Below are 23,705 nucleotides of genomic sequence, written 5' to 3'. Positions count from 1 at the left end.
GCGTGTCCCGGAGGGAAGTCCCGTCTAGGGCGATGGGGTTTCACTGCCACCGGGTGGCGCCTTGAGAATGTCGAGTGACTTCTGGATACGACGCTTGAGGTCGCGGGCGGCGTTGTTTTTGGGGTCCTGTTTGAGGATGGCATCGCACTGGGCGAGGGCTTCTTCGTAGCGCCGCTGTTCGTAGAGGGACTGGGCCCGGCTGAGCGGGGAGGTGTCGCCGCTCTCCGTGGGCGTGGGTCCCGGCAGCGCCGGGGGAAGGGGCGTCAGGCCGTCGGTCGGCGTGGTCAGGCGGGGTCCCGGCTCAACGGCGGTGGGGAGCGGCGGGACGCCGGGAAGTGCGCTGAAGGTGGGTTTGGTGTCGGAGCGGCTGCCGGTCCAGTGGCCGGTGCGTTTGCCGTCCTGCCAGGTGCCGAGCACCTCGCGTCCGGTGGCGGAGACCTGTCCTTCAAAGGTGAGGGTGCGTCCGGTTTCGTCTTTGCGTTCGAGCGTCAGGCGCTGCCGGTCGAGGAGACGGCCCAGAACGGGAAATGACCGCGGGGGCTTGGCCGGGGTGGGGGCTGGCTCTTCCCAGAGGCCCGAAAGGGTGGTGCCGGTCTGGCCGAGGCTGAGGATGAACTCGCCGGCCTTGCCGGTGGCCGCTTCCTGCCAGGTGCCTTTCCAGTAGCCGTTGAGGTCGAGGTGGAGCGGGAAGGCGAGCTGGTGGTCGCTTTCCGGCATATCCACCGGGCTGGCGACGGGAAGGTAACCGGTTCGCTGGAGGGAAAGCTGGTGGGGGCCGACCCGGACGTTCGGGATGGCGAGGACCCCGGTTTGGGGATCGGTTTCTCCGACCTGGATGCCGTCCAGCCGGACCGTCGTCTGGGGTTCGGTCTGAATGGTGAGCGTGAACCGGGCGGGGCGCAGGGGCAGGTTGACCTTGGTGGCAAGGAAGCCATACTCGACGGTGATGACCTGTTCGGTGTCGAGGTATTCGGGGTGGGTGAGGCGGACGGCGTGCTTGCCGGGGCTGACGCCGGTCAGGGAAAAGCGGTTGAGCTGGTTGGTGGAACCGCGTGGCTCGCCATCGAGATAGACGGTGGCGCCAGTGGCGTTGGTCAGGATGATGACCGTGGGTTTGGAGAAGTAGAGCAGCGCGGCGCCCGCAATGAGGAGGACCAGGATACCACCAAGTCCGTAGAGCCACTGGGTGACGGCCCGGCGGCTGGGCAGCGGGGCTTTGGGAGGTGGCAGGGGGCGTGGTGGCAGCGGGGTCAGGATGGGTGCTTTGGGTTGGGCTTTCATCGGGTGTTCGATATTGGGCGACTCGTGGCGCTGATATTTTGCCATAGTGGGGTGAATTGCAACGGGGTGTCGTCTGTGGGTGTAACGATAGTCTGATAACGATTTTGGGGCGTCAGTTTATCCCGGGCCATACAGTCCGGTTCATTAAGCCATAAACACCATAAGCCATGAAACCACTGGAAATCGTCAATGCGCGTGAGCACAACCTGAAGAACCTGACCCTCACCATCCCGCCGCAGAGCCTGACGGTTTTGACTGGCGTCAGCGGGTCAGGCAAATCCTCCCTGGCGTTTGACACGATCTACGCGGAAAGTCAGCGGCGGTATATCGAGTCGTTCTCAGCTTACGCCCGGCAGTTTCTGGCGCGGCTCGAACGCCCGGCGGTGGATGCCATTCGCGGCCTCAGCCCCTCCATCAGCATTGAGCAGAAGACGACGCACCGGAACCCGCGCTCGACGGTTGGCACTGTCACCGAGGTGTATGACTACCTGCGGCTGCTCTATGCGGCGATAGGGAAGCCGCACTGCCCCACCTGCCGCCTTCCCATCCAGCAGCAGTCGCCCGAAACCATGACCGAGTGGGTACTGGCCCAACCGCCGGGCACCCGGCTGATGGTGCTGGCGCCCCTGGCCCGCCAGCGCAAGGGGGCCTTCCGAAAGGAGCTGGAGTCTGCCCTCAAACGGGGCTTTCCACGGGTGCGAATTGATGGCGAAGTGCGCGCGCTTGACGAAGAGGATATCCGCCTGGACCAGAGGAAGGCGCACGACATCGAGGTTGTCGTGGACCGGCTTGTGGTCAAGCCAGGTCTGACGGAGCGGTTGCGCCAAGCCATCGGGGTGGCGGTCGGGCTGTCCCAGGGAACCGTGCTCATGGTTCTGGAGGGGCAGGGCGAGACGTTGTTTTCGGTACATCTGGCCTGCCCGGCCTGTGGCTTCAGTCTGCCGGCGCTGGAACCACGCTCGTTTTCCTTCAACAGCCGGTTTGGTGCGTGCCCAACCTGTGACGGGCTGGGGGTGGTTATGGACATCACTCCGGAGGAAGTCATCGAGGATATGAACTGTCCGGTGGGTGAGATGCGCTTTCGGATACGGGATGGCCTCATCGTCAGCACGTTGCAGTCCGCCCTGCAGGCTGTGGCACGCCACTACGGGGTGTCGCCCGCCACACCGTTCGGGCTGGCCCCGCCGGCCGTCCACGCGGCATTTTTTCACGGGATCGATGAAAAGCTCCGGTTTCAGTCCGGCGGAAGCAGCTACCGGATGCCCTGGGTTGGGGTGGCCAACTATCTTCGGGAGCGGCGGGTTGCGTCCCGGTCGGCCCGGCTGACGGCTGAGCTTCAGCGTTTGGTCGGGGTGCAGGTCTGCCCGGACTGCGAGGGGGCGCGGTTGCGGGCCGAAGCGCGGGCGGTGACGGTCAACGGGCAGCCACTGGGCGTTTTGACCAGGCGCCCACTCACGGAGGTGGCTGCCTGGGCACGGACTCTGTCGCTGACCGCACGGGAGGCGCAGGTGGCGGCCGGGATTGTGGCGGAAATTCAGTCACGGCTCACGTTTCTCGTTGAAGTTGGACTGGGGTACCTCACGCTGGACCGTCCGACGGCAACCCTGTCGGGTGGGGAAATCCAGCGGGTCCGTCTGGCGACCCAACTGGGAACGCCTCTGCGGGGCGTGCTCTACATTCTCGATGAACCCAGCATCGGTCTGCATCCACGGGATAACCAGCGCCTGATTCGCACGCTGGAACGCCTGCGGGATGCCGGCAACACCGTCATCGTGGTCGAGCACGACGAGGAAACCATTCTCCAGGCGGACTGGGTGATTGATCTGGGCCCCGGTGCCGGAACCCAGGGAGGGCATCTGGTGGTGGGCGGGCCGCCCGGCGCTTTGCGGCAGTGCCCGGATTCGCTGACGGGCCAGTACCTGGCCGGGGTACGTCAGGTGGTTGCACCACGCACGCCACGCCCACCGGCCCAGGGGTACGTGACGGTTGTTGGAGCAACGCACCACAACCTCCGGGAGGTGACGGCCCGGTTTCCGGTCGGTTGTCTGACGGTCGTTACAGGCGTGAGCGGAGCGGGCAAGTCCTCCCTTGTCCTCGATGTGCTGTACCGCGCATTGGTCCGCCAGTCGGGTTCGGGCGTACTGCCCGGCACCCACCGGTCCATCGAAGGGGCCGGGGTGTTTGACAAGGTCATCGAGATTGACCAGTCGCCAATTGGCCGCACGCCACGTTCCAACCCGGCCACCTACACGGGGGTGTTCACGCCCATCCGTGACCTTTACGCCAGCCTGCCGGAGGCGAGGGCGCGGGGGTATCGTCCCGGGCGGTTTTCGTTCAATGTGCCGGGCGGACGCTGTGAAGCCTGTGAAGGGGATGGCGTCAAGCGGATTGAGATGGCATTTCTGCCCGACGTGTATGTGCCATGTGAGGTCTGCCAGGGACGGCGCTACAACCGGGAGACGCTGGAGGTCAGGTATGAGGGACGGGACATTGCTCAGACGCTTGATCTGACGGTAGCGGAGGCAGCCGGGATTTTTGCGGCCTTTCCGCCTGTGGCGCACAAGCTGCGCACGCTCGTCGAGGTGGGTTTGGGCTACCTGACCCTGGGGCAACCGGCCACAACCCTGTCCGGGGGGGAAGCCCAGCGCCTGAAGCTGGCCTGTGAACTGGCGCGCCGGGCGACCGGACGCACGCTCTACATCCTGGATGAGCCGACGACGGGGTTACACTTCGAGGATGTCCGCCGGTTGCTGGAAGTCCTGCAGGCGCTGGTGGAACGGGGAAACACCGTCATCGTCATCGAGCACCACACGGATGTGATGTGGGCCGCGGACTGGATTGTGGACCTGGGGCCGGAAGGCGGCGAGGGCGGCGGGCGGCTGGTGGGTGAGGGGCCGCCGTCCCGGATTGCCAGTCTGGACACGCCCACCGGACGCGCCTTGGCGCAAAGATTAGCTGCTAGCGATTAGCAGTTAGCAATTAGCGACCAGCGATTGACGGCCAACCGCTGGTCGCCAAGCTGGCGGGGCTTCTGCACCACGTTTCTGTGAAGCGACCTCCGTGAAGCGACGCCGCCTTCATGCACTGCCCAACAGCCGTTCCAAGGCCGGCTGCACGAGGCGGGCGGCATTCTCGCCGGCGGAAAAGCTCTTGAGTTTGCCCTCGGCGTCAAACAGGTAAAATGCCGGGACGAACTCGTTGCCAAAGGCATCCGCTATCCGGTGGAGGTTGTCAATGGCACAGGGTTGGGTGAGTCCGTATTTGGCGATGGCTGCCTCGACGGCCGCGAGGTCCGTGTCGGCCTCATAGCGGGGCATGTGGATGCTCACCACCCGGACGCCTTTTTCCGCCAGGGTGTCGCGCCAGGCATTGACCCGTGGCATCTGTTCGGAACAGATGCCACAGCTCACCGCCCAGAAGTGAACGAGCACAATATGTCCTCGCAGGTCCTCCGGCGTGACGCTGCCATTGCGCCATTCCGTCGCGCCGTCAAAAGGTGGCAGCGGCGTGCCAATCCGCATGGGCATGGTCTTTTTCCTCGTGTGTACAGCCAGTTGCCGCCGAGGCAGCCGCGAACCTAGATGTTTTCCTGACCGGGCTTCCAGTTGACCGGGCACCGTCCGCCGGACTGGAGCGCCTGAAGGACGCGCAGCACCTCGTCCACGCTGCGCCCGATGTTGAGCGAGTGAACGACCTGGTACTGAAGAACGCCTTCGGGGTCAATGATGAACAGCCCACGCAGGGCAATGCCCTCGCTCTCGATGAGGACGCCGTAGTTGCGGCTGACTGCCTTGGTGATGTCGCTGGCGAGGGGATACTTCGTGCCGGCCACACCGTTTTTCTCACGGGGCGTCTCCAGCCAGGCCTTGTGGGAATAGACGCTGTCCGTACTGACGCCCAAGACCTCGGCATTGATGGCGTGGAACTCGTCGAGGCGATCACTGAAGCCAGTCACTTCCGTCGGACACACGAAGGTGAAATCCAGCGGGTAGAAAAACAGGACGAGCCACTTGCCACGGTAGTCTTCAAGTTTGACCCGCTCTTTGAGCGTGTCGGGGTTTTTGGTGGACGCCATATCGAAGCCTGGCGCTGGTTGTCCAACTTGCAGCATAGAACACTCCTTTGGAGGCAATGATTATCGGGAATAAAGCCTTCTGAAGGCTGAAAGGCTGACCGGGATGGTCACCAGCAGCCCCCGGGCGCAACCTTACTTACGTTCCGGTCTGGGCTGCAACGGATGTTTCCGAAAGAACTGCCCCGGCGGTGTGGAGAGGTCTTTGCAGCGGGGAACAGGGGGCAGGACAGAGAAGTGCGGAAGGAGAGACTCGAACTCTCATGCCTTGCGGCGCCAGATCCTAAGTCTGGTGCGTCTGCCATTTCGCCACTTCCGCACGGCATCGCCGGGCCCGGGAATGTACTCCACAGGCCAGTCCACGCCAAGCCTACCATGGTGTCAGGGATGGACGGTAGTTGGATGACGTTCCGGCTGGGGGTCGCGCCAGAAGTCCATGGTCGAGGCCCGGTGCGCACAGGCAATGGTGCAGAAGGGGGCGCAGGACTTTGGGGTTGCATACTCACGCCGGAGATCATCGCGGGTGTAGTTGATGAGCGGAATACCGGGATAGCCCCGCTGCTGGGAGCAGTAGTGCACCAGCCCATCCTCACAGACGTAGAGGTAGCGCGCTCCGGCCCGGCACTTCCACTGGTTGGGGCGGCCGTGGGCGAGGTTGTCCTGAAACGTGTGAATCATGGAGTAGCCGGTTTTCCCGATGCGTTTGACTTCCTCGTAAGCACGCAGTTCAGCCTCAGACAGGGGTTTGAGCGCGCCGTGGCCATCGTGGATGATGCCGCAGGAAACGGCAAACCCCAGCTCTGCCGCCCGGCGGGCCACGGTGACGGCATCTTCCGGGTGGCGGATGCCGCCGCCGATGACGGAGTTGATGCTGACAGCGAAACGGGCATAACGCTGAAGGTCAACCAGGCGCCGGTCGAGGACCTTGAGGCTTTTCTGCGAAACCTCATCGGGGTTGACGTTGTCGATGCTGATCTGAAGGTATTCCAGCCCGGCGGCGTTGAGTTTCTCGATGCGCTCGCGGGTCAGGTAGTAACCATTGCTGATGAGCCCGGCCATCATCCCATGGGCGCGGATACGCCGGAACATGGTGTAGATGTCGGGGTGCAGCATCGGCTCCCCCCCGCTGAAGGCGACAACGGAGGAGCCAAGTTCGGCCAGCTTGTCAATCCGGCGGAGCATCTCGTCGAGTGGGACAGGGGCGGATACCGCGTCATACTCGTTGCAGTAGGTGCAGGACAGGTTGCACCGCCGAATCGGCACGATGTGAACGAGAACCGGATGCCAGCGGTCGAGAACACCGCGCAACACCATCCGGGCTTCGCGGTAACGACGGGTCAGGGAAAGACGGAACATGGGGGTTCAGGGCGCACGATTGAATTTCGAGTTGCTGACACACATCTGACGGGCAAACCGGAAAACGCTCCCGCCTTGGGACCTGATGTTTCACCGGGGCAGCGAGGTCACTCCGGCCGGCACACGGGCCGCTACACTATCAGCTTCCGGCGCGGTGACAAAAGGGGACGGCGCCACCTGGGGCACCCCCTGGGGCGCGACCTGGGTGGAAGCCACCGGCAGTTTGACCCGGAAGGTCGTGCCCTGGCCGGGCGCACTCTCCACAAAGACGTGGCCGCCATGTTCCTGCACAATGCCATAGCTGACGGCCAGGCCGAGTCCCGTGCCGTGCCCGACTTCCTTGGTTGTGAAAAACGGGTCGTAGATACGGTGGATGATTTCAGCCGGGATGCCAACACCCGTGTCGGAAACCGCAATCGTCACCGCATTGCCCTGCACGGCGGTCGTGATGGTCAAGACCCCGCCATGGGGCATGGCATCGCGTGCGTTGAGCATCAGGTTCATAAAGACCTGCTGAAGCTTGCTGGCATGTCCCCAGACCGGAGGGAGTGTGCCGCCATAGTCCTTGTGGATTTGGATGGCGGTGCCGCGCAAATGCGTCTCCAGAAGCTGGATGGTGTCATCGAGGATGGTGGCCAGGTCCACCGGGGCAAAGGTGGAGTTGCCTGTCCGGGAAAAGTTGAGCAGGTTGTTGACGATGTCGGAGGCCCGCAGCGTCTGGCGGCGAATCTTCTCCAGAATGGAACGGCGGGGGTCCTGGTCGCTGCACTCGGCCAGCAGCATCTGGGTGTAGCTGGAGATGCCGGCCAGCGGGGTGTTGACTTCGTGGGCCACCCCGGCGGCGAGCAGTCCGATGGAAGAGAGCTTGTCGGCTTCCCGGAGTTGTTCTTCGAGGCGGACGCGAATCGTCATGTCCTCGAAACAAATCAGGGCCCCACCGTCCGTCAGGGCACGGGTCTGGAGCGGCAGGAGCGTGATGTTGAGCACGAGGGACTGGCCGTCGCGTCCCTGGGTGCGGCAGCGGTAAATCGTACGGGTGTCTGTAATCTGCCAGCCCGCGTTGCCGCCGATGACCCCGTGCATCATGCACAGGAGGTCCGGGTCAAACAGCGTCTCCATCGTCCATCCTTCCGGCGGCGGCGGCGGCAGGGCAAACAGTTTCTCAAAGGTGCTGTTCCAGGTCGTCAGTTGCCCCCGGCAGTCAATGACGACGATGCCGACGTTGATGGACTCGATGATGTTTTCGTTGAATTCCTTGAGCCGGGCGAGTTCTTCGACCCGTGCCCGCTCCCGCTCGTAAAAGAGACTGTTTTCGATGGCCACGGCCATGTAGGGCGCCAGCCCGCGCAGCAGTTCCGTGTCTTCCGAGGTCAGAAGCGTGCGCTCGACGGTCTTGCCCAGCGCAATGACGGCCACCAGCCGGCCCCGCGCCACACACGGAAAGTAATAGGCCAGATCGCCCCCGGCCAGCCCGGCTTCATCTACGAGATAGCCACGGGGGCCGGCCTGGAGGATATGCTGTTCAATGTGAGCCGGTATGGCGGGACAGGTCAGCCCGCTGGCAAAGACCGGCCGGAGGTGTGGCGTGTCCCTGGCGGCGTCTTCCGGTGGCGTGGCGGTGTCCGGGAGAAAGATCGCCAGGTCGGTCACGGACACGGCATCGGAAAGCTTCCGGGCAATGGCTGAAAGCAGTTCGGGGAGGGCCGTCGTCGTGGCCATGGCGCGCCCGAAGTCCGCCAGCCCCAGGCGGGTGTCATAGCGGGCGCCGTAAAAAATCCGGTCAATGCGTTCCTGAAGCCAGTTTTTGAAAGGCGCATAGAGCATCGCGCCGCCGGAGAGCACCACCACCTGCAGGAAGGTTGTGGTCACGGGTGGAACGGCCGGATAGGTCTCCCGTATCCAGTCGGCCATCTTGACCACACCGAGCATGAAAATCATGACCACGCCAAAGGTCGCCAGCGCATAGGTCAGGCTGCGCCGCACGATGACATCCACGTCCATGAGACGGTAGCGGACGATGGCGTAGCCAAAGGACAGGGGGATGAAGACGGTCGGACCCAGCGCCAGGGCCTCCATGACCGGCGTCGGCTCAACGCCCGCCACGACCGGCGCCCCGTAAAAAGCCAGCCACGGGACAATGCCCAGCGTCAGCCCCACCACCATCCACTTCATCTGCTGCCTGAGCAACGGGGTTTCCGTCTGGAAGAACGTCACCGTGACAACGCTGAGGGCAGCGGCAAAGGCCACGGCAAAGTGGATGAGGGTGAGTTCGTCAAGTGTCGGGCGCAGGTCGAGCAGCCAGGTACTGTAGCGTCCCAGAAACAGGTGAAGCGTCTCGAACAGCGCCAGGACGACGGCCGGGCCATACATCAGCCAGATCAGCCGCCGGCGACGCTCCAGCCAGGCGCTGCGCAGGGGAAAGGTGGCGCAGAAGTGGAGGAAGGTCGGGCACAGGACAATCAGGGAGACCCGGTCGGCCCAGAGAATGAAGGTGTCAAAAGTCGTCAACGCCCCGCTGGTGTTCCAGACGAGATAAATGAACGACAGGGCGCAAATGGCAAAAAAGTGCAGCGCCTGGGATACCTGTTCGTGCTTGGTGAAGACCACCAGCCCGATGAGCAGGTACAGCGCGCCGACAAAGGCGGCATAGACCTCAAACCAGAAGCGGCTGGGCTGCGGCTCGAGGTGGCACAGCTCGGCCTGCCAGAGACCGAGGCTGAGGCCGAGGGGGTTGTAGCGTTCGACGAGGTAGATGACATTGCCGCCGACATGAACGTATTCATCCAGGTAATACTGGACATGCCATTCCTTGGTGACGGCCAGGGGTTCCGGCGGGTCCTGGGGGTTCGTCCCGACGATGACCGCCCGGAGCACATCCCCCCGGATGACGCCGGCGCGCTCGGCTGAGCTGCCGGCCCGGACGCTTTCGGCCATCAGCCCCTGGGGTGTGGCGCGCCACCGTACCCCATCGTCAGCCGGTGGGGGTTGGACGGCGCGGTCCATGAGGTTGAGGAGTCCGAGCAGGGTGATGCCCAAACTGACCACAACCACAAACCAGGTTGGGGAGGAACGGAAGGCCATAGATTTCAGAAGCGGAAGCGGAGCCCGCCACGCACGGTCCGCCGGTGGGGAAAGCCAAACGCCGCGCCCAGTCCGGTGACTTCGTTGCGCCGTTCATCCAGGTTGCGCCCCTCGATGACGGCTTCCCACCGCCCGGGCAGGAATATCCAGCCAGGCAACGCCTGAATGATTCTGAGGTTCAGCCCGGCATCGGTGAAGGGCAGCCGGCCGGTAAAGGGATCAATGGCGTGCACGGGATGGCCCCACGCACGGCGGTAGCCCACCTGAACCTGCGTTTCCGAGCCGGGGAAGACGGTTTCAGCCACGACGGTAAGGACGTGGTAGGTGCCGGGCAGCCAGGCTGACGCCGCAGCCCCCTCGTCCTCCGGCCGCGTTGCCGTCCGTCCGGCCGCATAGCCCGTTGTCACCGCCAGACGCGGACGCAGGTGGCGGGTGACGATGACGGCTGTTCCGTGGGTGCGGCCATCCAGACGCGACAGAACATGTCCCTCCAGGGCAAGGGGGTGGCCGTCCAGCCAGTCCTGATAGGCATAGACTTTGACCATGGTTCGGGCATCCATCTGCCAGGCAACCCCCGCCTCGACCCGGAGATTGCGCGCCGGTGCCGGGCGCTTATCCACCAGCGCCAGACGCGCCGGCGGTGTGGGGAAGTCGTCGGTCAGCAGCGGCTGTTCCGGCTCCACCCAGGCCGGGAAGGCTTGCCCATCAGACGTCAGCGCCGTATGCACCTGCACGGCCATACAGGGTTGCCAGTGAGCGGCCAGGCGCGGCCGCCAGACATCTTCCTGGCTGCGTCCCACCCGGAGGTAATCAAAGCCATAGAGCACCTGGAGCCGGTCGGTGAGCTGCCAGGTATCCGCCGCCTGAAGGTCATGGCGGAAAAACGGGCTGCCCGGCACTGGCGCGGACGAGGATGCCATCACCGGGCCGGCTGTCACTGGGTCGGCTGTCACCTGGTCGGTCTGCCAGCGGATACGTCCGCGGTGCTGTCCGGTGCTGTAGCGCAGCGCCCCCCCGATGGTGACGGACTGTCCTTCCCAGTCGCGGCGCAGGTAAGCGCCCACATCCACCCCCGGTGTGACTTCAGCCGTCACCTGACTGTCGTACCCGGTCGAGCCAATCAGCGCCGTCCCCTGCCAGAGCGGGGCGCCCGGACGTCCGGCGTCCGGCGTTTCGGAAGCCGTGGCGTTGAAGATGCCACGGTTGCGCCGGTTCTGATACTTCACCGGGTTGACCCCCGTCGCCCCGGCATCCGGCGCCGGGCGCAGAGTCAGGCGCATCTGGGAGGTTTGTCCCGGCGCCAACGCCGTGGGCTCACTGATCAGCGTCTGGAAGCCACGCGCCGCCGCCAGCAGCCGATAGACGCCGGGCGTGAGCCGGGCCAGCGCGAACCGGCCGCTGCGGTCGCTGGAAGCCGTCACCAGGACCTCCTTCTCATCTCCGTCCCGGAAAATGGAAACGATGGCATGGGCAATGGGGCTGCCCCGGTGATCAGTCACCACCCCTGCCACCGCACACCCTTCGGAACGCTCAGTGGCCGGCGCCAGGGTGACACCCAGGGCCAGGCACAACCAACCGGCGAAGAAACTACGGAACAGATGTCGCATGCACGTTCCTCCTGACACAGCCTGGAACATCAGGAACCCGGCTGTACTTCAGCTTGCCCCCCAACGTTTGCCCCCAGCCCGGTCAGCCAGACCAGACCGGGCCTCAATGCTGAACCCCGATGCCGACGAACCAGATAAACCGCAGCCGGCCACGCCACCAACCAGCCGGTGCCAGCCGGAACGACTGCCAGCCGGAACGACGGCGGATGCCTCAGTGAGACGCCAGTATAAGACGGCCACCGCCGTTGACACTACAACGGGGTGCGGCCCCTCCGGGGACGACGGCTTCACAGTCGGATGACCGTATCGGGGCCGCCCTCGACGTGGACCGTATCCACCAGCCGTACCGTATGCGGACAGGTTGTCATCAGAAGCGATGAGGTGCGTTTGCCCTCGCCAAAAAAGCGTACCCCGCGCAGGACCGTGCCATTGGTCACGCCGGTCATGGCAAAGATGATGTGCTTTCCGGGCGCCAGGTCATCCGTCCGATAGACCCGCGCCGGGTCGTCAATCCCCATGGCCTGCATGCGGGCGAGCGTTTCACTGTCTTCCGTGACTTTGGTGTGGTCTTCGGCGTGGAGCTGGTCCTTGAGCACGAAGCGCGCCTGGATTTCACCATTGAGGCACTTCATGGCGGCGGCGGTCAGGACACCCTCCGGGGCCCCACCAATGCCCATGACGGCATGGACGCCGGAACCACCCACGGCGGCACTGATGCCGGCCGACAGGTCGCCATCGGAAATGAGCTGAATCCGGGCCCCGGCCTCCCGGAGGTCGGCGATGAGCCTGGCGTGGCGCGGACGGTCGAGTACCGAGACGACGAGATCGGTGACCGCCCGCCGCAGGCAGGCCGAGAGAATTTTGAGGTTCTCGGCCACCGGGGCGTCAATGTCAAGCTTTCCCCTGGCAGCGGGCCCAACGACGAGTTTGTTCATGTACATGTCGGGGGCATGGAGCAGCCCCCCGCGCTCAGCCGCTGCCAGAACGGCAATGGCATTGGCCGCGCCAGTGGCGCAGAGATTCGTTCCTTCAAGTGGATCAACCGCAATATCCACGGCGGGGAAGGTCTCATCATCATCGGGAAGTTCGGCCCCGGCGCCGACGCGCTCGCCGATGTAGAGCATCGGGGCTTTGTCGCGTTCGCCTTCGCCAATCACAATCCGTCCGTTCATGCGCACCGTACGCATGGACTCGCGCATGGCTTCGACGGCGGCGCGGTCGGACTGCTTTCTTTGGCCAAACCCCATGGTGCGCGCCGCGGCGATGGCCGCAACTTCCACCACATGGAGAAACTCCTTGGAGAGGTGGGAAAACCTGGTTTCACTGGCTTCAGTGGACATGGTCAGTAGCCTTTCAGGCGGGAGGTAATTTTTGCCAGGTGACGCTGGAAATGCCTTGTGTGCTACGATAGCGTTATCCTCTTGACAAACCAAGCCCGGTCATCATGCGATGGTTTTTCTGCAGGTGGATGCGCCGGGAAGCAAGCGGACCTTTCCATGACCAAGCACATCACTCTGGGCGTCACCGGATGTATCGGCGCCTACAAGGCGATTCTGGTGTTGCGTGGCCTGCAACAGCTTGGCGCCACGGTCGAGGTTGTCATGACCGAGGCGGCGACGCGCTTCATCCAGCCGCTGACCTTTCAGGCGCTTTCCGGGAAGCCCGTCTATACGTCGCACTGGGGACGCGACGACGATACCGACATTGCTCACATTGCCCTGGCCCAGCGTACTCATGCGCTGGTGATAGCCCCGGCTACGGCCAACAGCCTCGCCAGGCTGGCCCACGGTATCGCCGATGATTTTTTGTCAACGGTCTATCTGGCGGCGACCTGTCCGACCTTTGTGGCCCCGGCGATGAATGTGGAGATGTGGCGGCACCCGGCTACGCAGGAAAACCTGGCCCGGTTGCGGGCGCGTGGCGTCCACATCCTTGAACCGGAAGCCGGGTTTCTGGCCTGTGGCATGGTGGGCGAAGGGCGGCTGGCTGACCCGGACCGTATCGTTGATGCCGTGTGGTCCTATCTGGCGGCAGCCCCTGGACCGGCAACGCCCGGCGGCATTCCACGTGACCTGACCGGCGACCACGTTTTGGTGACGGCCGGACCGACCATCGAGGACATCGACCCCGTCCGCTACCTGACGAACCGCTCTTCGGGGAAGATGGGCTACGCCGTGGCGCGGGCCGCGCAGGCGCGTGGTGCGACGGTGACGCTTGTCAGTGGGCCGACGCGACTGACCCCGCCGGAAGGCGTGGAAACCATTGCGGTTCGCTCCACCCGCGAGATGTATGGTGCCGTGCTGCGGTGTCTGCCGGCGGCGACGATGGTCATCAAGGCCGCTGCGGTCTGCGACTACCGTCCCCGGCAGGTGGCGGTCGAAAAGCTGAAAAAGACTCTGTCCCCGCTGCGCCAGCTCGACCTCGAACCGACCGAAGACATCCTTGCCGCGGTTGGCGCGCAGAAGGGGTCCCGCTTCGTCGTCGGCTTTGCTGCCGAAACCGGCTGGTCGCGGGAGGCCGCCCTGGAAAAGCTCCGGCGCAAAGGCGCTGACCTTCTGGTGTTCAACGATGTCACCGAGTCCGGCGCCGGGTTTGATACCGACACCAACCGGGCCACCTTTGTTCTGTCCACGGGCGAAACCCGGACCCTTCCGCTGATGACCAAGGATGAACTGGCCCACGAAATTCTGAACGTGGCGCGCCAGCAGCGGCCGGTGGCTCACCCCCCGACGCCGGAGTGCCAGATGCTGGAGCGTATGTGATGGAAGAATTTGTCGCCACCCCGTCAGTTGGGCTGAACCGCCGGGTGCTCGTCGTGGATGACGAGGCTGAAATCCGGCTTTTCTTCAAGGACTTTCTCAGTGACTGCCAGGTGTGCACGGCGGCGGATGGCAGTGAGGTGGCGCCGCTGCTGGCGAGCTTCCGGCCCCACCTGGTCATCACCGACCTGCGCATGCCACGCCAGGGGGGGCTGGCTGTCATCGAACTCGTCAAGGCCCATGACCCGGCCATCGAGGTGCTGATGATTACCGGCTATGGACGTATCGAGGAAGCCGTCGAGGCCATGAAACTCGGTGCCAGTGACTTCATTCCCAAGCCCTTCGAGGTGGAGCAGATGCATCTGGCTATCGAGAAGTGCTTTGAGCGGGTGAAGCTGCGCCAGCAGAACACCGCCCTGCAGGAGGCCAACCGGGAACTGCAACGCCTGACGGAACTCAAGGAGAAATTTCTCCGCATGACGAGCCACGAACTGCGGGGGCCGCTGACCATTCTCCAGGGCTACTGTGATTTGCTGGCAGTGATGGCCGACTCGCCCGACGATGTCCGGGAAGCCCGTGTGGCCATGCAGGCAGCTATCTCGAACCTCACCACCATCGTCCAGAACCTCACGCTGCTGATGACGACCACCACCGATCACCTGCCCATCAGTTGCCAGCCGTTTGATGTCGCGGCCCTGGTACGGACCACGCTCGAAGAAATCAAGGTTCACGCCCGGCATCGCCAGCACCAGTATCATCTGGCCGGGCCGGAACACCTGCCGGCGGTGGGCGATGCCCTGCGCGTGACCCAGGTTCTGCGGGAGTTGCTCTTCAATGCCGTCAAGTTCACCCCTGACCACGGAAACATCCACGTCCGGCTAACCTCCGATGAGCCATATTTCACCATCGAGATTGAGGACAATGGGATTGGTATGGCTGCCCATGAAGTGGCTGTCGCTTTTGAATCGTTTTATGAAGTAGCCAGTTCGCAGTACCACAGCACTTCCCGTACCAACTTCAAGGGCGGTGGCCTGGGCATCGGCCTGACCCTCGTGCGGGATGTCGTGACGGCCTATGGCGGCCGGGTGTCCATTGTCAGTGAGCCGGGGAAGGGCACGACCGTGACCGTCCGGTTTCCGCGCGACAAAACCCCGGTAGCGGATTTGAACCTGAATCAGACCGGGGAAACCACGTGAAGCAGACCTGGCTGGTGACAGGTGGGACAGGCTACCTGGGTGTTCCTGTGGCGGCGTCCCTGGGGGCGACCGTGGCCGGGCGGCGGCAGGGGCTGGGTTTGTTCACCCCAGCCTTGGCCGAGGCGCTGGCCCATCACCAGGTCATCGTCCACCTGGCCGCCCATGTGGCCAAGGGGCCCGAAGCCGCGGCGGACTGCTTCGAGGTCAACAGTGATGGCACGCGCTGGCTCTGCACCCAGCTTACCGAACAGCACGTCCTGCTGCTGGCCTCGACCAAGGATGTCTATGGCGCGCATGCCGACCACTACCCGGCCGTGCCGGAAAGCTGCCCGACGACCCTGCGTGGGCAGAACGCCTACGCCTGGTCAAAGTGGCTGGCCGAGGAATACGCCCGTTTTTATGCGTCCCAGCGCGGCTTCCGGCTCTGTGTGCTGCGGCTCTCCACGATGTTTGCACCGCCGACGCCGGGCAATCCCGGCGGACTGGTCAGTCGCTTTGCCGATGCCATCCGCCGTGGACAACCCCTGACGCTGCGCTGGCAGGGACGGCAGGTGCGGGATGTTCTGCCGGTGACAGAACTTGTGCGCGTGCTGCGCGCCTGTGCCGCTTTGTCTGATGCCCACGACACCTTCAATGAGACGTTCAACATCGGCGGCGGTCCCGACTACGCCTACTCACTGGTTGAACTGGCGCAGCGGATTGGCCGGGCATGGGGCAGGACTCCGGTTCTGCACCTGACCGATGTTGAGCCGGCGCCAGACGACCAGCGGCGCTATGTCAGCGATCTCTCAAAAGCCCGCGCCCGGTTGGGCTGGAAGCCGGACTTTGATATGGATGCGGTCTTGAAGTGGGCCTGACGGAGGGTTTTCTCCTGGTTGGCACTGGAGCGCTAGCTGGCACTGGGGCGGCTGCCACGCAGGACCGTGGAAAGCACCCGCACAACCGTGTTGGAAAATAACGTCGCCTGCGCCTGGGCAATGGTCAGGGCCTTTTCAGGCAGGGAAAGTGTCCGAAACGCTTCGAGTGAGGCTTCGGCAGTCTGGTTGGGGCGGCCTGAAGAGGTGGAAGGTTCGGTGTTGTTCATGGCGTCCGTTTCCTTTCTGTGTTCTTAAACCAGGTTTAGTGCCAGTACCCATGGACGATGGACACTGCCGTCAGGGCCGTGACCGTAAGCAGGTTACTCCCGACGAGAAACCGGATGAAACCCGGATGCGCCCCGGACTGACTCTGGCTGACAAGTGACCGCCCGGCGGCATTGCGGCCGATGCTCTCCAGCAGCCGGCTGTCGTTTGGCGCACGGTAGAGCTGTACCTGCTGAACAAGCTGGGGAACGAAGAAGGCTATGCCAAGCCAGCCGATGGTGACATAGCCAAAGAGAAGACAGGTGATGACAAAGATGACCTGCGCCAGGTTGATTTCGGCAAAGGCAATGAGCATGGCCCCACGCTCGCCATACAGCACCGGGAGCGTTCTGAGGTTGTTTTTGCGGTCCCCCTCGATGGATTTGAAGTCGTTCATGGTGATGAGCCCCATGGCCACCAGGGCATTGACCACCCCCAACGCCAGGTGAAACGATGGAAAGCCTGGCTCCCGCGAAAACAGATGCGCCGCCAGCAGCCAGGGCACCAGACAGTATCCAATGCCGACGGAAGTCGTTCCCAGCCAGCCGTTTTCCTTCAGCCGGAACCCCGGCGCGCTGTAGGCATAGGCCAGAAACAGCCCGGCAATCCCCAGAATCAGGATCAGCAGACTGCCGGTGATGACATAGAGCAGGGACATGTTGCCCAGCGCCAGAAGGCCCGTCAGGGTGAAGTTGGCGCGGGCCGCCGAAAGGGAAATCCGGCCCGATGGAATGGGACGCTCCGGGTCGTTGATGGCGTCGAGATGGCGGTCGAAATAGTCGTTGATGGACTGACTGAAGCCGGTCAGCAGGGGCCCAATGAGTCCGCAGGCGAGAAAGAATTTGACGCCATCCAGCAGCGTCAGGTCTGACAGGCGCAACCCTGTGGCCAGCACCCCACAGCAGAAGCACTGCCAGGGACCGAGCCAGGTGACCGGGTCGAGGAGTTGCACATGGTTCAGCAGCGTTTGCAGCAGGGGGGAGGTGGCCGCGGCGTCCGAGGACGGCACAGGTGATTTTCTCAACTCCTCAAGCATGGTGGTTTCGGGTAAAGGCGGGCGTGTTCGGGTCAGCTCCACACCTCCGGACCGTCCGCCGCCAGGTGGGCCCTGGCAGATACCGGCCGGTGTTGACGCTGGTATGAAGTCTATACCATAGTCGGGTACGTTTTCAGTGACGTGTTGCGGTTGTCCCAACCCGAATGGCGCTGATGCAGATTCCGTCCACGCTACCCGAGCATGAGAACCAATGTTGGCAGCGTTGCGGCACTTGACCCCTTTGCCGGGCAGGTAAGGCTTCAGACGCCGGACCCGGCCGCCGTCGCTGCCGCCTACGCCTACTGTCGTGAGGTGACGCGCACCCACGCCAAGAGCTTTTACTTCTGCACCCAGACGCTTCCCAGGCACAAGCGCCCGGCCATCTATGCCATCTACGCCCTGTGCCGGCAGATTGACGACCTCGTGGACACCAATCGCCATGCCAGCCCGATGGATGTCACCCTGGCGGTGGATGCCTGGTCACAGGCGCTGCGCGACCTGTATGCCGCACGGCCCTTTCCGGCCCATCCGGTGCTCATCGCCTGGTATGACTTCCTTCCACACTTTCCGGTCAGACTGGAACATCCCCTTGAACTCATGCAGGGCTGCCTGATGGATGCCCGCACGGAAGGTCCCGTGCGCTTCGAGCGGTTTGATGACCTTTACACCTATGCCTACCGGGTGGCGTCGCTGGTGGGGCTGATGACGAGTGAGGTGTTTGGCTACGGCGATCCGAGTGCACTTCAGTACGCGGTGGCGCTTGGCATTGCCTTCCAGTTGACGAATATCCTGCGGGATGTGGGCGAGGATGCCCGGCGTAACCGGATTTACCTGCCACTGGAGGACCTGCGTCGGTTTGGTTGTACGGAGGAGATGATTCTGCAGGGGCGGCTGACGCCGGAAGTGGTGGCGCTGCTCAAATTCGAGATTTGCCGGGCGCGGGATTTCTACCGTGAGGCGGAGTGTGGTATCCGGTTGCTTTCGCCGGACAGTCGCTTTACCGTGTTTCTGAGCAGTCGTTTGTATGGGGGAATTCTGCGCGACATCGAGCGGCATGGCTACGATGTGTTTTCCCGGCGGGCGCATCTGTCGCTGGGGGCGAAGCTGTGGGCGGTCCCGCCGCTGTGGGTACGGGCGCGGCTGGGCGGAATTCTGACATAAGGTTGATTATCAGACTCTAAGGGTCTCCGGCACCCAAGGTCTCCGGCACCCAAGGTCTTCGGCACGCCCCGCCAGAACCGCCTTCAGCCTCCCACCGGACTTCCCCAACCCCGAAAGGAGTCCGCATACCATGGCCAAACGCGCCCTGGGCATTGACATTGGCGGCACCGGCGTCAAAGGCGCGCCGGTTGACCTCCGCACCGGCACGCTCACCCAGGAACGGTTCCGTCTGCTCACGCCACAGCCGGCCACACCGGATGCCATCGCCGAAACCGTTTTTGAGCTCATCCGCCACTTTGGATGGAGTGAGCGTGACGGCGCCATTGGCATCGGGCTGCCTTCCGTGGTCAAGCACGGCATTGCGCACACGGCCGGCAACATTGACCCGTCCTGGATAGGCTGTGACGCTGCCACCCTGTTCAAGAACACCACCGGCTACACGGTGACGTTACTCAATGACGCCGACGCCGCCGGCCTGGCCGAAATGCGCTTTGGCGCCGGCCGCGACCTTGCCGGACTGGTGGCCGTCGTCACCCTGGGCACCGGCATCGGCACCGCCCTCTTTTGCGAAGGCAGGCTCATTCCCAACACCGAACTGGGACACCTCATCATCCGTGACAAGGATGCCGAGCGGCGCGCCTCACTCGCAGCGCGGGAACGCCAGAACTGGTCATGGAAAAAATGGGCCGGGTATGTCAGCGAATACCTCACCGAATTGCACCGTCTGCTCTGGTGTGATGCCTTTGTTCTCGGCGGCGGCGCCAGCAACAGGTTCGACAAGTTTGCAGCGTACCTGACCTGCCCGGCGCCGGTGCTCCCGGCCCGGATGGCCAACCTTGCCGGGATCATCGGGGCTGCGCTGGCCACTGTCCCGGCAGCCCATGCCAGAGCCAAATCACCCTCCTGAACCCTGGATACACGATGACCACGACCCGTTACCTCCTGGCCGGAGATGTGGGCGGCACGAAAACCCATCTGGGGCTGTTTGACGCTGCCACCCTTGCCATGCTCGAAACCCGGACCTTCGCCAGCGCCGATTTCAGCGACCTGCCGGCCATGCTGCGGTCATTTTTTGGCGGGCGGGCGCTGCGCTGCCAGGCCGCCTGCATTGGTGCGGCCGGCCCCGTCCTCGATGGCGTGTGCCGGATCACTAACCTGTCCTGGAGCATCCGTGCCGATGAACTGCGTCAGTTTCTTGACTGCCCGGCCTTTGTCATCAACGACCTTGAAGCCAACGGCAACGGGATTGCCCTGCTGTCGCCGTCGGATTTTCACCAACTCCAGGCTGGCACACCCCGCCTGGGCAATGCGGCCCTGATCTCGGCCGGGACGGGCCTCGGCGAGTGCATTCTGTTCTGGGACGGCACCCGTCACATTGCCGTTCCCTCCGAAGGCGGCCACGCCAGTTTTTCCCCCAGTGACCCGACCGGGCTGGACCTGCTTGCCTACCTCTGGCAGACCTACGATCACGTAAGCTGGGAGCGGCTGGTGTCCGGGACCTTTGGCTTTGCGCACCTGTACCATTTTTTCCGCGACACGGGGCGCGCTGCCGGTTCCGCTGCGCTGGAAGCTTTGGCCGCCACCGATGGCTACGGCGCGGCAATCTCGAAGTTTGCCGATGCAGGTCTTCCGATTGCCGTGGCGGTGATGGAACGTTTCGTGGCCCTTTATGGCGCTGAAGCCGGCAATCTGGCCCTGAAGGCGCTGGCCACCGAGGGGCTGTTTATCGGCGGCGGCATTGCACCCAAAATTCTCACGTGGATGACCAAGGGTGGTTTTCTGAATGCCTTTGTTGCCAAGGGGCGCTTTCGGAGCTTTCTGGAGCAGGTTCCGGTCGCCGTCATCCTCAATGAGCGGACGGCACTGCTCGGAGCGGCCCGCTATGCCAAATATCACGCCCACCTTTCCTGAGCCGGGAGCCCCATGATTCTGGCCGTTGATCTGGGCTCATCCTCCTTCCGTGCAGCCGTGTTTACGCCTGACGGCCGGTTACGGCCGGAAACCCTTGCCCGGCGGCCGGTCGCGGCCACCACCGCGCCGGATGGCACCATGACCTATGAGGCCGCGGCGCTCTTTGCCGCCTTCACCAGGGTCATCAGCCGGTCACTTCATCTGGCTGACCGCCAGGGCTACGTCATCCGGGGCGTCGGTATCTCCACCATGATGCACAGCCTCATGGGCGTCCGGCGGGTGGTGGCGAGGGCTGACTGGCCGGATGTCGGCGCGCCGACGACACCGGTTTTTGCTTGGGGTGACACACGTTCCGAAGCCGAAAGAGAGAATCTGGTTGAGCATTTCACCCGCCACCAGCTCTACGCCCGGACGGGGTGCCCCCTCCACAGCAGTTACTGGTTGCTCAAACTCGCCTGGCTGCGGCGTCACCTGACGCTCCAGGAGTGGCAGTGGATGTCCTTTGCCGACTATGCCTGGTGGCGGCTCTTTGGCCAGACCTGCACCACCGTTTCCCTTGCCTCGGCGACCGGTCTCTATGCCCGCCGCGAAGCGGATTGGGATGAAGAAATCCTTGGCTATCTTGGACTTGAACGCTGCCACCTGCCGCCGGTGGCCAGCGATGGCTGGTCACTTCCCGGCACGGTACTCATTCCGTCCTTCAAAAGACGCTGGCCACAACTGCACAGTGCCCGTTTCTTCCCCGCGCTTGGCGATGGCGCCTGCAGCAACCTGGGCAGCCTGTGTTTTTCCGACAACCGGGCCGCCATTAACATCGGAACCACGGCCGCCCTGCGCGTGACCCTTCCCCGGGAACGTGAGCCGGAAGAACCGCCGCCGGGACTCTGGGTCTATCACCTTGACCACGGGCATGCCCTCGTGGGGGGCGCGCTGAGCAACGCCGGCAATCTGCTCGCCTGGGGGCGGCGTACCCTGCGCCTGCCGGCCGCGCCGATCCTCGAAGCCACCCTGCGGCAGACCATGGCGGAAGATACCGGATTGACCGTCCTGCCCTTCCTGGCCGGCGAACGCAGTCCGGGCTGGCATCCGCAGGCCACTGGAATGATTGCCGGACTCCGCCTCTCCACCACGCCCGTCGCCATCTGGCAGGCACTGCTCGAAGTCATTGCCCTCCGCCTGGCCTGGATGGCCCGGGAACTGGAAACCGCCGGACTCCTCCCGGATTCCACGGAAATCATCGTCTCCGGTGGTGTTTCGTCTTCACCCGTTTTTGCTACGATGCTGTGCCAGGCGCTGGGGCGGCCCATCTGTGTCATCCAGACGGAAGCTTCAGCCCGTGGCGTGGCCCTGTGGGTCAGCCTCCGCCTGGGGCTGTTGACGAGTGACCACTGCCCGCTGCCTGCCGGAACATGGTTTCAGCCGGACGCTGCCACCCAGGCCCGCTACCGGGAACGGCTGGAGCGTCACCGCGCCACATACCTGACCATGGCTGAAAGTTCATTCCTTCAACGATGGCTGCGATGAAGACCATCCGTATCCTCCACTCGATTGTCGCGCTTCTGCTGATTGTCCTCTACACCGTGGCCATGGGGTCTCTGGCGCTCCTGTTGTCACTTTTTGACAGAACGGGAGAGTATCAACACTGGTGCGCGCGTACCTGGTGCCGGATGATTGCCTTCACGGTTGGCATGCGGGTCTCCATTGACGGTATCGCGCAACTGCCCCGGCACACCCCGGCAGTAGTTCTGGCCAATCACCAGAGCCTGCTCGACATTCCGGTGCTGTTTGCCTTCCTGCCGTTTCAGTTTCGGATTCTGGCCAAAAAGGAACTGTTCCGTATTCCCTTTTTGGGCTGGTTTCTCTGGCGTGCCGGACATATTCCGGTTGACCGGGGCAACCGGAATGCCACCCCGGACATGATCGCGGCAGCGCGGAAGGTGCTGCACGCCCGGATTCCGGTGGTCATCTTTCCCGAAGGTACGCGGAACGTCCAGCCCGCCCGGGTCAAAGCGTTCAAATCAGGAGGTTTCCGCCTGGCTCGTGAAGCCGGTGTACCGATTGTGCCGGTCACCATTCATGGCACCGCCACATTTTTGCCGGCGCATTCCATGTGGCTGACCCCCTGCCCGGTTCATCTCACCATCCACGCACCGCTGGATGTCACCGACCTTTCCATTGAAGAGGCCATGACCCAGGTGGCCTCCACGATGAATGAACGGCTGGCGGCCCTGGCCCAGTCCCAGCCCCAACCATCCCTGCCGCCTTCGGGAAAGCGTTACCCCGCCCATGACCTCTCTGACTGAGCAGGGTGCCATGCCTCCGGCCAACCCGGCGCCACACCTTCCGGTAACAGGCTGGAATGCCAGCGCGGCTCTGGTGACGTGGCTGCTAAGCATGAGCGCCATCCTGCTGGCTTCCATCGGAGCGCAGCTTGGCTGGACAACCTGGTTTTACCTGCAGCGGGCCACCCTTCCGACGCAAGCTGACCTGACGGCTTCGCGCTCGCTGACCCTGACCCTGGTGCTGTCCACGTTTGTTGCCCATGGCATAACGCTTCTGTGGTGCTGGCAACTTATCCGCCGGACATCGCCCCACGGAGTTCGCCTGGCACTGGGGCTGGACTGGTACCGCCCGCTCTGGTCCCGGCGGGGGGCGTTCCTGCTGGCCTGTGGATTTGCAGCGCCGCTGTTTCTGGCCGTCGGCGCCTGGCTGGAACGCTACCTTCCCAACGCCAAAACTGACCTCGACCGCATTCTTGCCCAGGGGCCGGCGATTCGGGTGGCTATTGCCTGTGTGGCCGCGTTGTCCGCGCCACTGGCCGAGGAGGTTGTCTATCGTGGGATCATCTTCGGCGGGTTGCAGCGCCGTCTGGGGGTTCGTCCTACGGTGGTTCTGGTCTCCCTGCTGTTTCTGGCCGTGCACATTCCGCAGTACTGGGGCGGCTGGGCCGGGCTGGCCATGCTGGCGCTGCTCAGCCTCACCCTGACCGTCCTGCGGGCCGCAACCGGTTCCATCCTGCCTTCGGTCATGCTCCACTACGCCTTCAATGGCATTCAGGCCATTGCCATTGTGTTTTTCTGGGAACTCCTTGAAACTTCCCCTCCCACAACGCCATGAACGACGC

The 23,705-nt window shown here is 63.7% G+C and carries 19 protein-coding genes and 1 tRNA gene; 10 read left to right on the top strand and 10 right to left on the bottom strand.

Annotation, left to right across the window (positions count from 1 at the left end):
* Positions 1-24: 24 nt before the first annotated feature.
* Positions 25-1,326 carry a PEGA domain-containing protein gene (locus J8C05_RS06045; RefSeq protein ID WP_211421381.1) on the bottom strand — a complete coding sequence of 434 codons (1,302 nt, stop codon included), beginning with the start codon at positions 1,324-1,326 and terminating at the stop codon, positions 25-27.
* A gap of 122 nt (positions 1,327-1,448) precedes the next feature.
* Here J8C05_RS06045 and uvrA point away from each other — a divergent pair, with 122 nt between their 5' ends.
* Complete coding sequence (uvrA, locus tag J8C05_RS06040) at positions 1,449-4,250, top strand: excinuclease ABC subunit UvrA (protein WP_211421380.1); 2,802 nt, start codon at positions 1,449-1,451, stop codon at positions 4,248-4,250.
* A 108-nt stretch (positions 4,251-4,358) separates the two neighbouring features.
* Here the strand turns inward: uvrA and J8C05_RS06035 are convergent, their stop codons facing one another.
* From J8C05_RS06035 to glpX, 7 genes are all read right to left on the bottom strand, one after another.
* Entirely contained in the window at positions 4,359-4,808 is a 450-nt protein-coding gene (locus tag J8C05_RS06035) for a TlpA family protein disulfide reductase (RefSeq protein ID WP_459543821.1), read from the bottom strand.
* Positions 4,809-4,858: 50 nt separating this feature from the next.
* Positions 4,859-5,392 carry a peroxiredoxin gene (locus tag J8C05_RS06030; RefSeq protein ID WP_211421379.1) on the bottom strand — a complete coding sequence of 178 codons (534 nt, stop codon included), beginning with the start codon at positions 5,390-5,392 and terminating at the stop codon, positions 4,859-4,861.
* Positions 5,393-5,591: 199 nt separating this feature from the next.
* Positions 5,592-5,672: transfer RNA gene (locus tag J8C05_RS06025), tRNA-Leu, on the bottom strand.
* A gap of 62 nt (positions 5,673-5,734) precedes the next feature.
* Positions 5,735-6,709 (bottom strand): radical SAM protein, encoded by a 975-nt coding sequence (locus J8C05_RS06020; RefSeq protein WP_211421378.1) that lies wholly within the window; start codon positions 6,707-6,709, stop codon positions 5,735-5,737.
* A gap of 90 nt (positions 6,710-6,799) precedes the next feature.
* The gene (locus J8C05_RS06015; protein ID WP_211421377.1) at positions 6,800-9,790 is read right to left on the bottom strand and encodes an ATP-binding protein; all 2,991 of its coding nucleotides are present in this window, start codon (positions 9,788-9,790) and stop codon (positions 6,800-6,802) included.
* A gap of 5 nt (positions 9,791-9,795) precedes the next feature.
* Positions 9,796-11,397: a carboxypeptidase-like regulatory domain-containing protein gene (locus J8C05_RS06010; RefSeq protein ID WP_211421376.1), complete on the bottom strand. Its 1,602-nt coding sequence runs from the start codon at positions 11,395-11,397 to the stop codon at positions 9,796-9,798.
* A gap of 287 nt (positions 11,398-11,684) precedes the next feature.
* Positions 11,685-12,737 (bottom strand): class II fructose-bisphosphatase, encoded by a 1,053-nt coding sequence (gene glpX / locus J8C05_RS06005; RefSeq protein ID WP_211421375.1) that lies wholly within the window; start codon positions 12,735-12,737, stop codon positions 11,685-11,687.
* A 156-nt stretch (positions 12,738-12,893) separates the two neighbouring features.
* Here glpX and coaBC point away from each other — a divergent pair, with 156 nt between their 5' ends.
* Genes coaBC through J8C05_RS05990 form a run of 3 tightly spaced genes read left to right on the top strand, consistent with a single transcriptional unit; the run spans position 12,894 to position 16,209 of the window.
* Positions 12,894-14,159 carry a bifunctional phosphopantothenoylcysteine decarboxylase/phosphopantothenate--cysteine ligase CoaBC gene (gene coaBC, locus J8C05_RS06000; protein ID WP_211421374.1) on the top strand — a complete coding sequence of 422 codons (1,266 nt, stop codon included), beginning with the start codon at positions 12,894-12,896 and terminating at the stop codon, positions 14,157-14,159.
* On the top strand, positions 14,159-15,352 hold the full coding sequence (locus tag J8C05_RS05995) for a hybrid sensor histidine kinase/response regulator (RefSeq protein WP_211421373.1): 1,194 nt from the start codon (positions 14,159-14,161) through the stop codon (positions 15,350-15,352). The genes coaBC and J8C05_RS05995 overlap by 1 nt, the downstream gene beginning before the upstream one ends.
* Entirely contained in the window at positions 15,349-16,209 is an 861-nt protein-coding gene (locus J8C05_RS05990; RefSeq protein ID WP_211421372.1) for an NAD-dependent epimerase/dehydratase family protein, read from the top strand. The genes J8C05_RS05995 and J8C05_RS05990 overlap by 4 nt, the downstream gene beginning before the upstream one ends.
* 32 nt (positions 16,210-16,241) lie before the next feature.
* Here the strand turns inward: J8C05_RS05990 and J8C05_RS05985 are convergent, their stop codons facing one another.
* Together J8C05_RS05985 and bchG are read right to left on the bottom strand one after the other, a co-directional pair.
* The gene (locus J8C05_RS05985) at positions 16,242-16,436 is read right to left on the bottom strand and encodes a hypothetical protein (protein ID WP_211421371.1); all 195 of its coding nucleotides are present in this window, start codon (positions 16,434-16,436) and stop codon (positions 16,242-16,244) included.
* Between the two features lie 35 nt (positions 16,437-16,471).
* Positions 16,472-17,482, bottom strand: a complete 1,011-nt coding sequence (bchG, locus tag J8C05_RS05980; protein ID WP_211421370.1) for a (bacterio)chlorophyll synthase — start codon at positions 17,480-17,482, stop codon at positions 16,472-16,474.
* Positions 17,483-17,710: 228 nt separating this feature from the next.
* On the opposite strand from bchG, the gene J8C05_RS05975 reads away from it, so the two are divergent.
* The 6 genes from J8C05_RS05975 to J8C05_RS05950 all read left to right on the top strand — a co-directional run bounded on the left by J8C05_RS05975 (position 17,711) and on the right by J8C05_RS05950 (position 23,698).
* Positions 17,711-18,670: a phytoene/squalene synthase family protein gene (locus J8C05_RS05975; protein WP_211421369.1), complete on the top strand. Its 960-nt coding sequence runs from the start codon at positions 17,711-17,713 to the stop codon at positions 18,668-18,670.
* A 130-nt stretch (positions 18,671-18,800) separates the two neighbouring features.
* Positions 18,801-19,577, top strand: coding sequence for a polyphosphate--glucose phosphotransferase (gene ppgK, locus J8C05_RS05970; RefSeq protein WP_246840664.1), 777 nt, complete (start codon positions 18,801-18,803; stop codon positions 19,575-19,577).
* Positions 19,578-19,591: 14 nt separating this feature from the next.
* The gene (gene glk / locus J8C05_RS05965) at positions 19,592-20,581 is read left to right on the top strand and encodes a glucokinase (protein WP_211421368.1); all 990 of its coding nucleotides are present in this window, start codon (positions 19,592-19,594) and stop codon (positions 20,579-20,581) included.
* Positions 20,582-20,593: 12 nt separating this feature from the next.
* Positions 20,594-22,105, top strand: coding sequence for a gluconokinase (locus tag J8C05_RS05960; protein WP_211421367.1), 1,512 nt, complete (start codon positions 20,594-20,596; stop codon positions 22,103-22,105).
* On the top strand, positions 22,102-22,884 hold the full coding sequence (locus J8C05_RS05955; RefSeq protein WP_211421366.1) for a lysophospholipid acyltransferase family protein: 783 nt from the start codon (positions 22,102-22,104) through the stop codon (positions 22,882-22,884). The genes J8C05_RS05960 and J8C05_RS05955 overlap by 4 nt, the downstream gene beginning before the upstream one ends.
* Complete coding sequence (locus tag J8C05_RS05950; RefSeq protein ID WP_211421365.1) at positions 22,868-23,698, top strand: CPBP family intramembrane glutamic endopeptidase; 831 nt, start codon at positions 22,868-22,870, stop codon at positions 23,696-23,698. The genes J8C05_RS05955 and J8C05_RS05950 overlap by 17 nt, the downstream gene beginning before the upstream one ends.
* Positions 23,699-23,705 lie beyond the last annotated feature (7 nt).

It is taken from the genome of Chloracidobacterium sp. N (assembly GCF_018304765.1).
Taxonomy (GTDB): Bacteria; Acidobacteriota; Blastocatellia; order Chloracidobacteriales; family Chloracidobacteriaceae; genus Chloracidobacterium; species Chloracidobacterium aggregatum.
The sequence above is the reverse complement of the archived record's forward strand: the minus strand, read 5'-3'. Positions and strand labels throughout refer to the sequence as shown.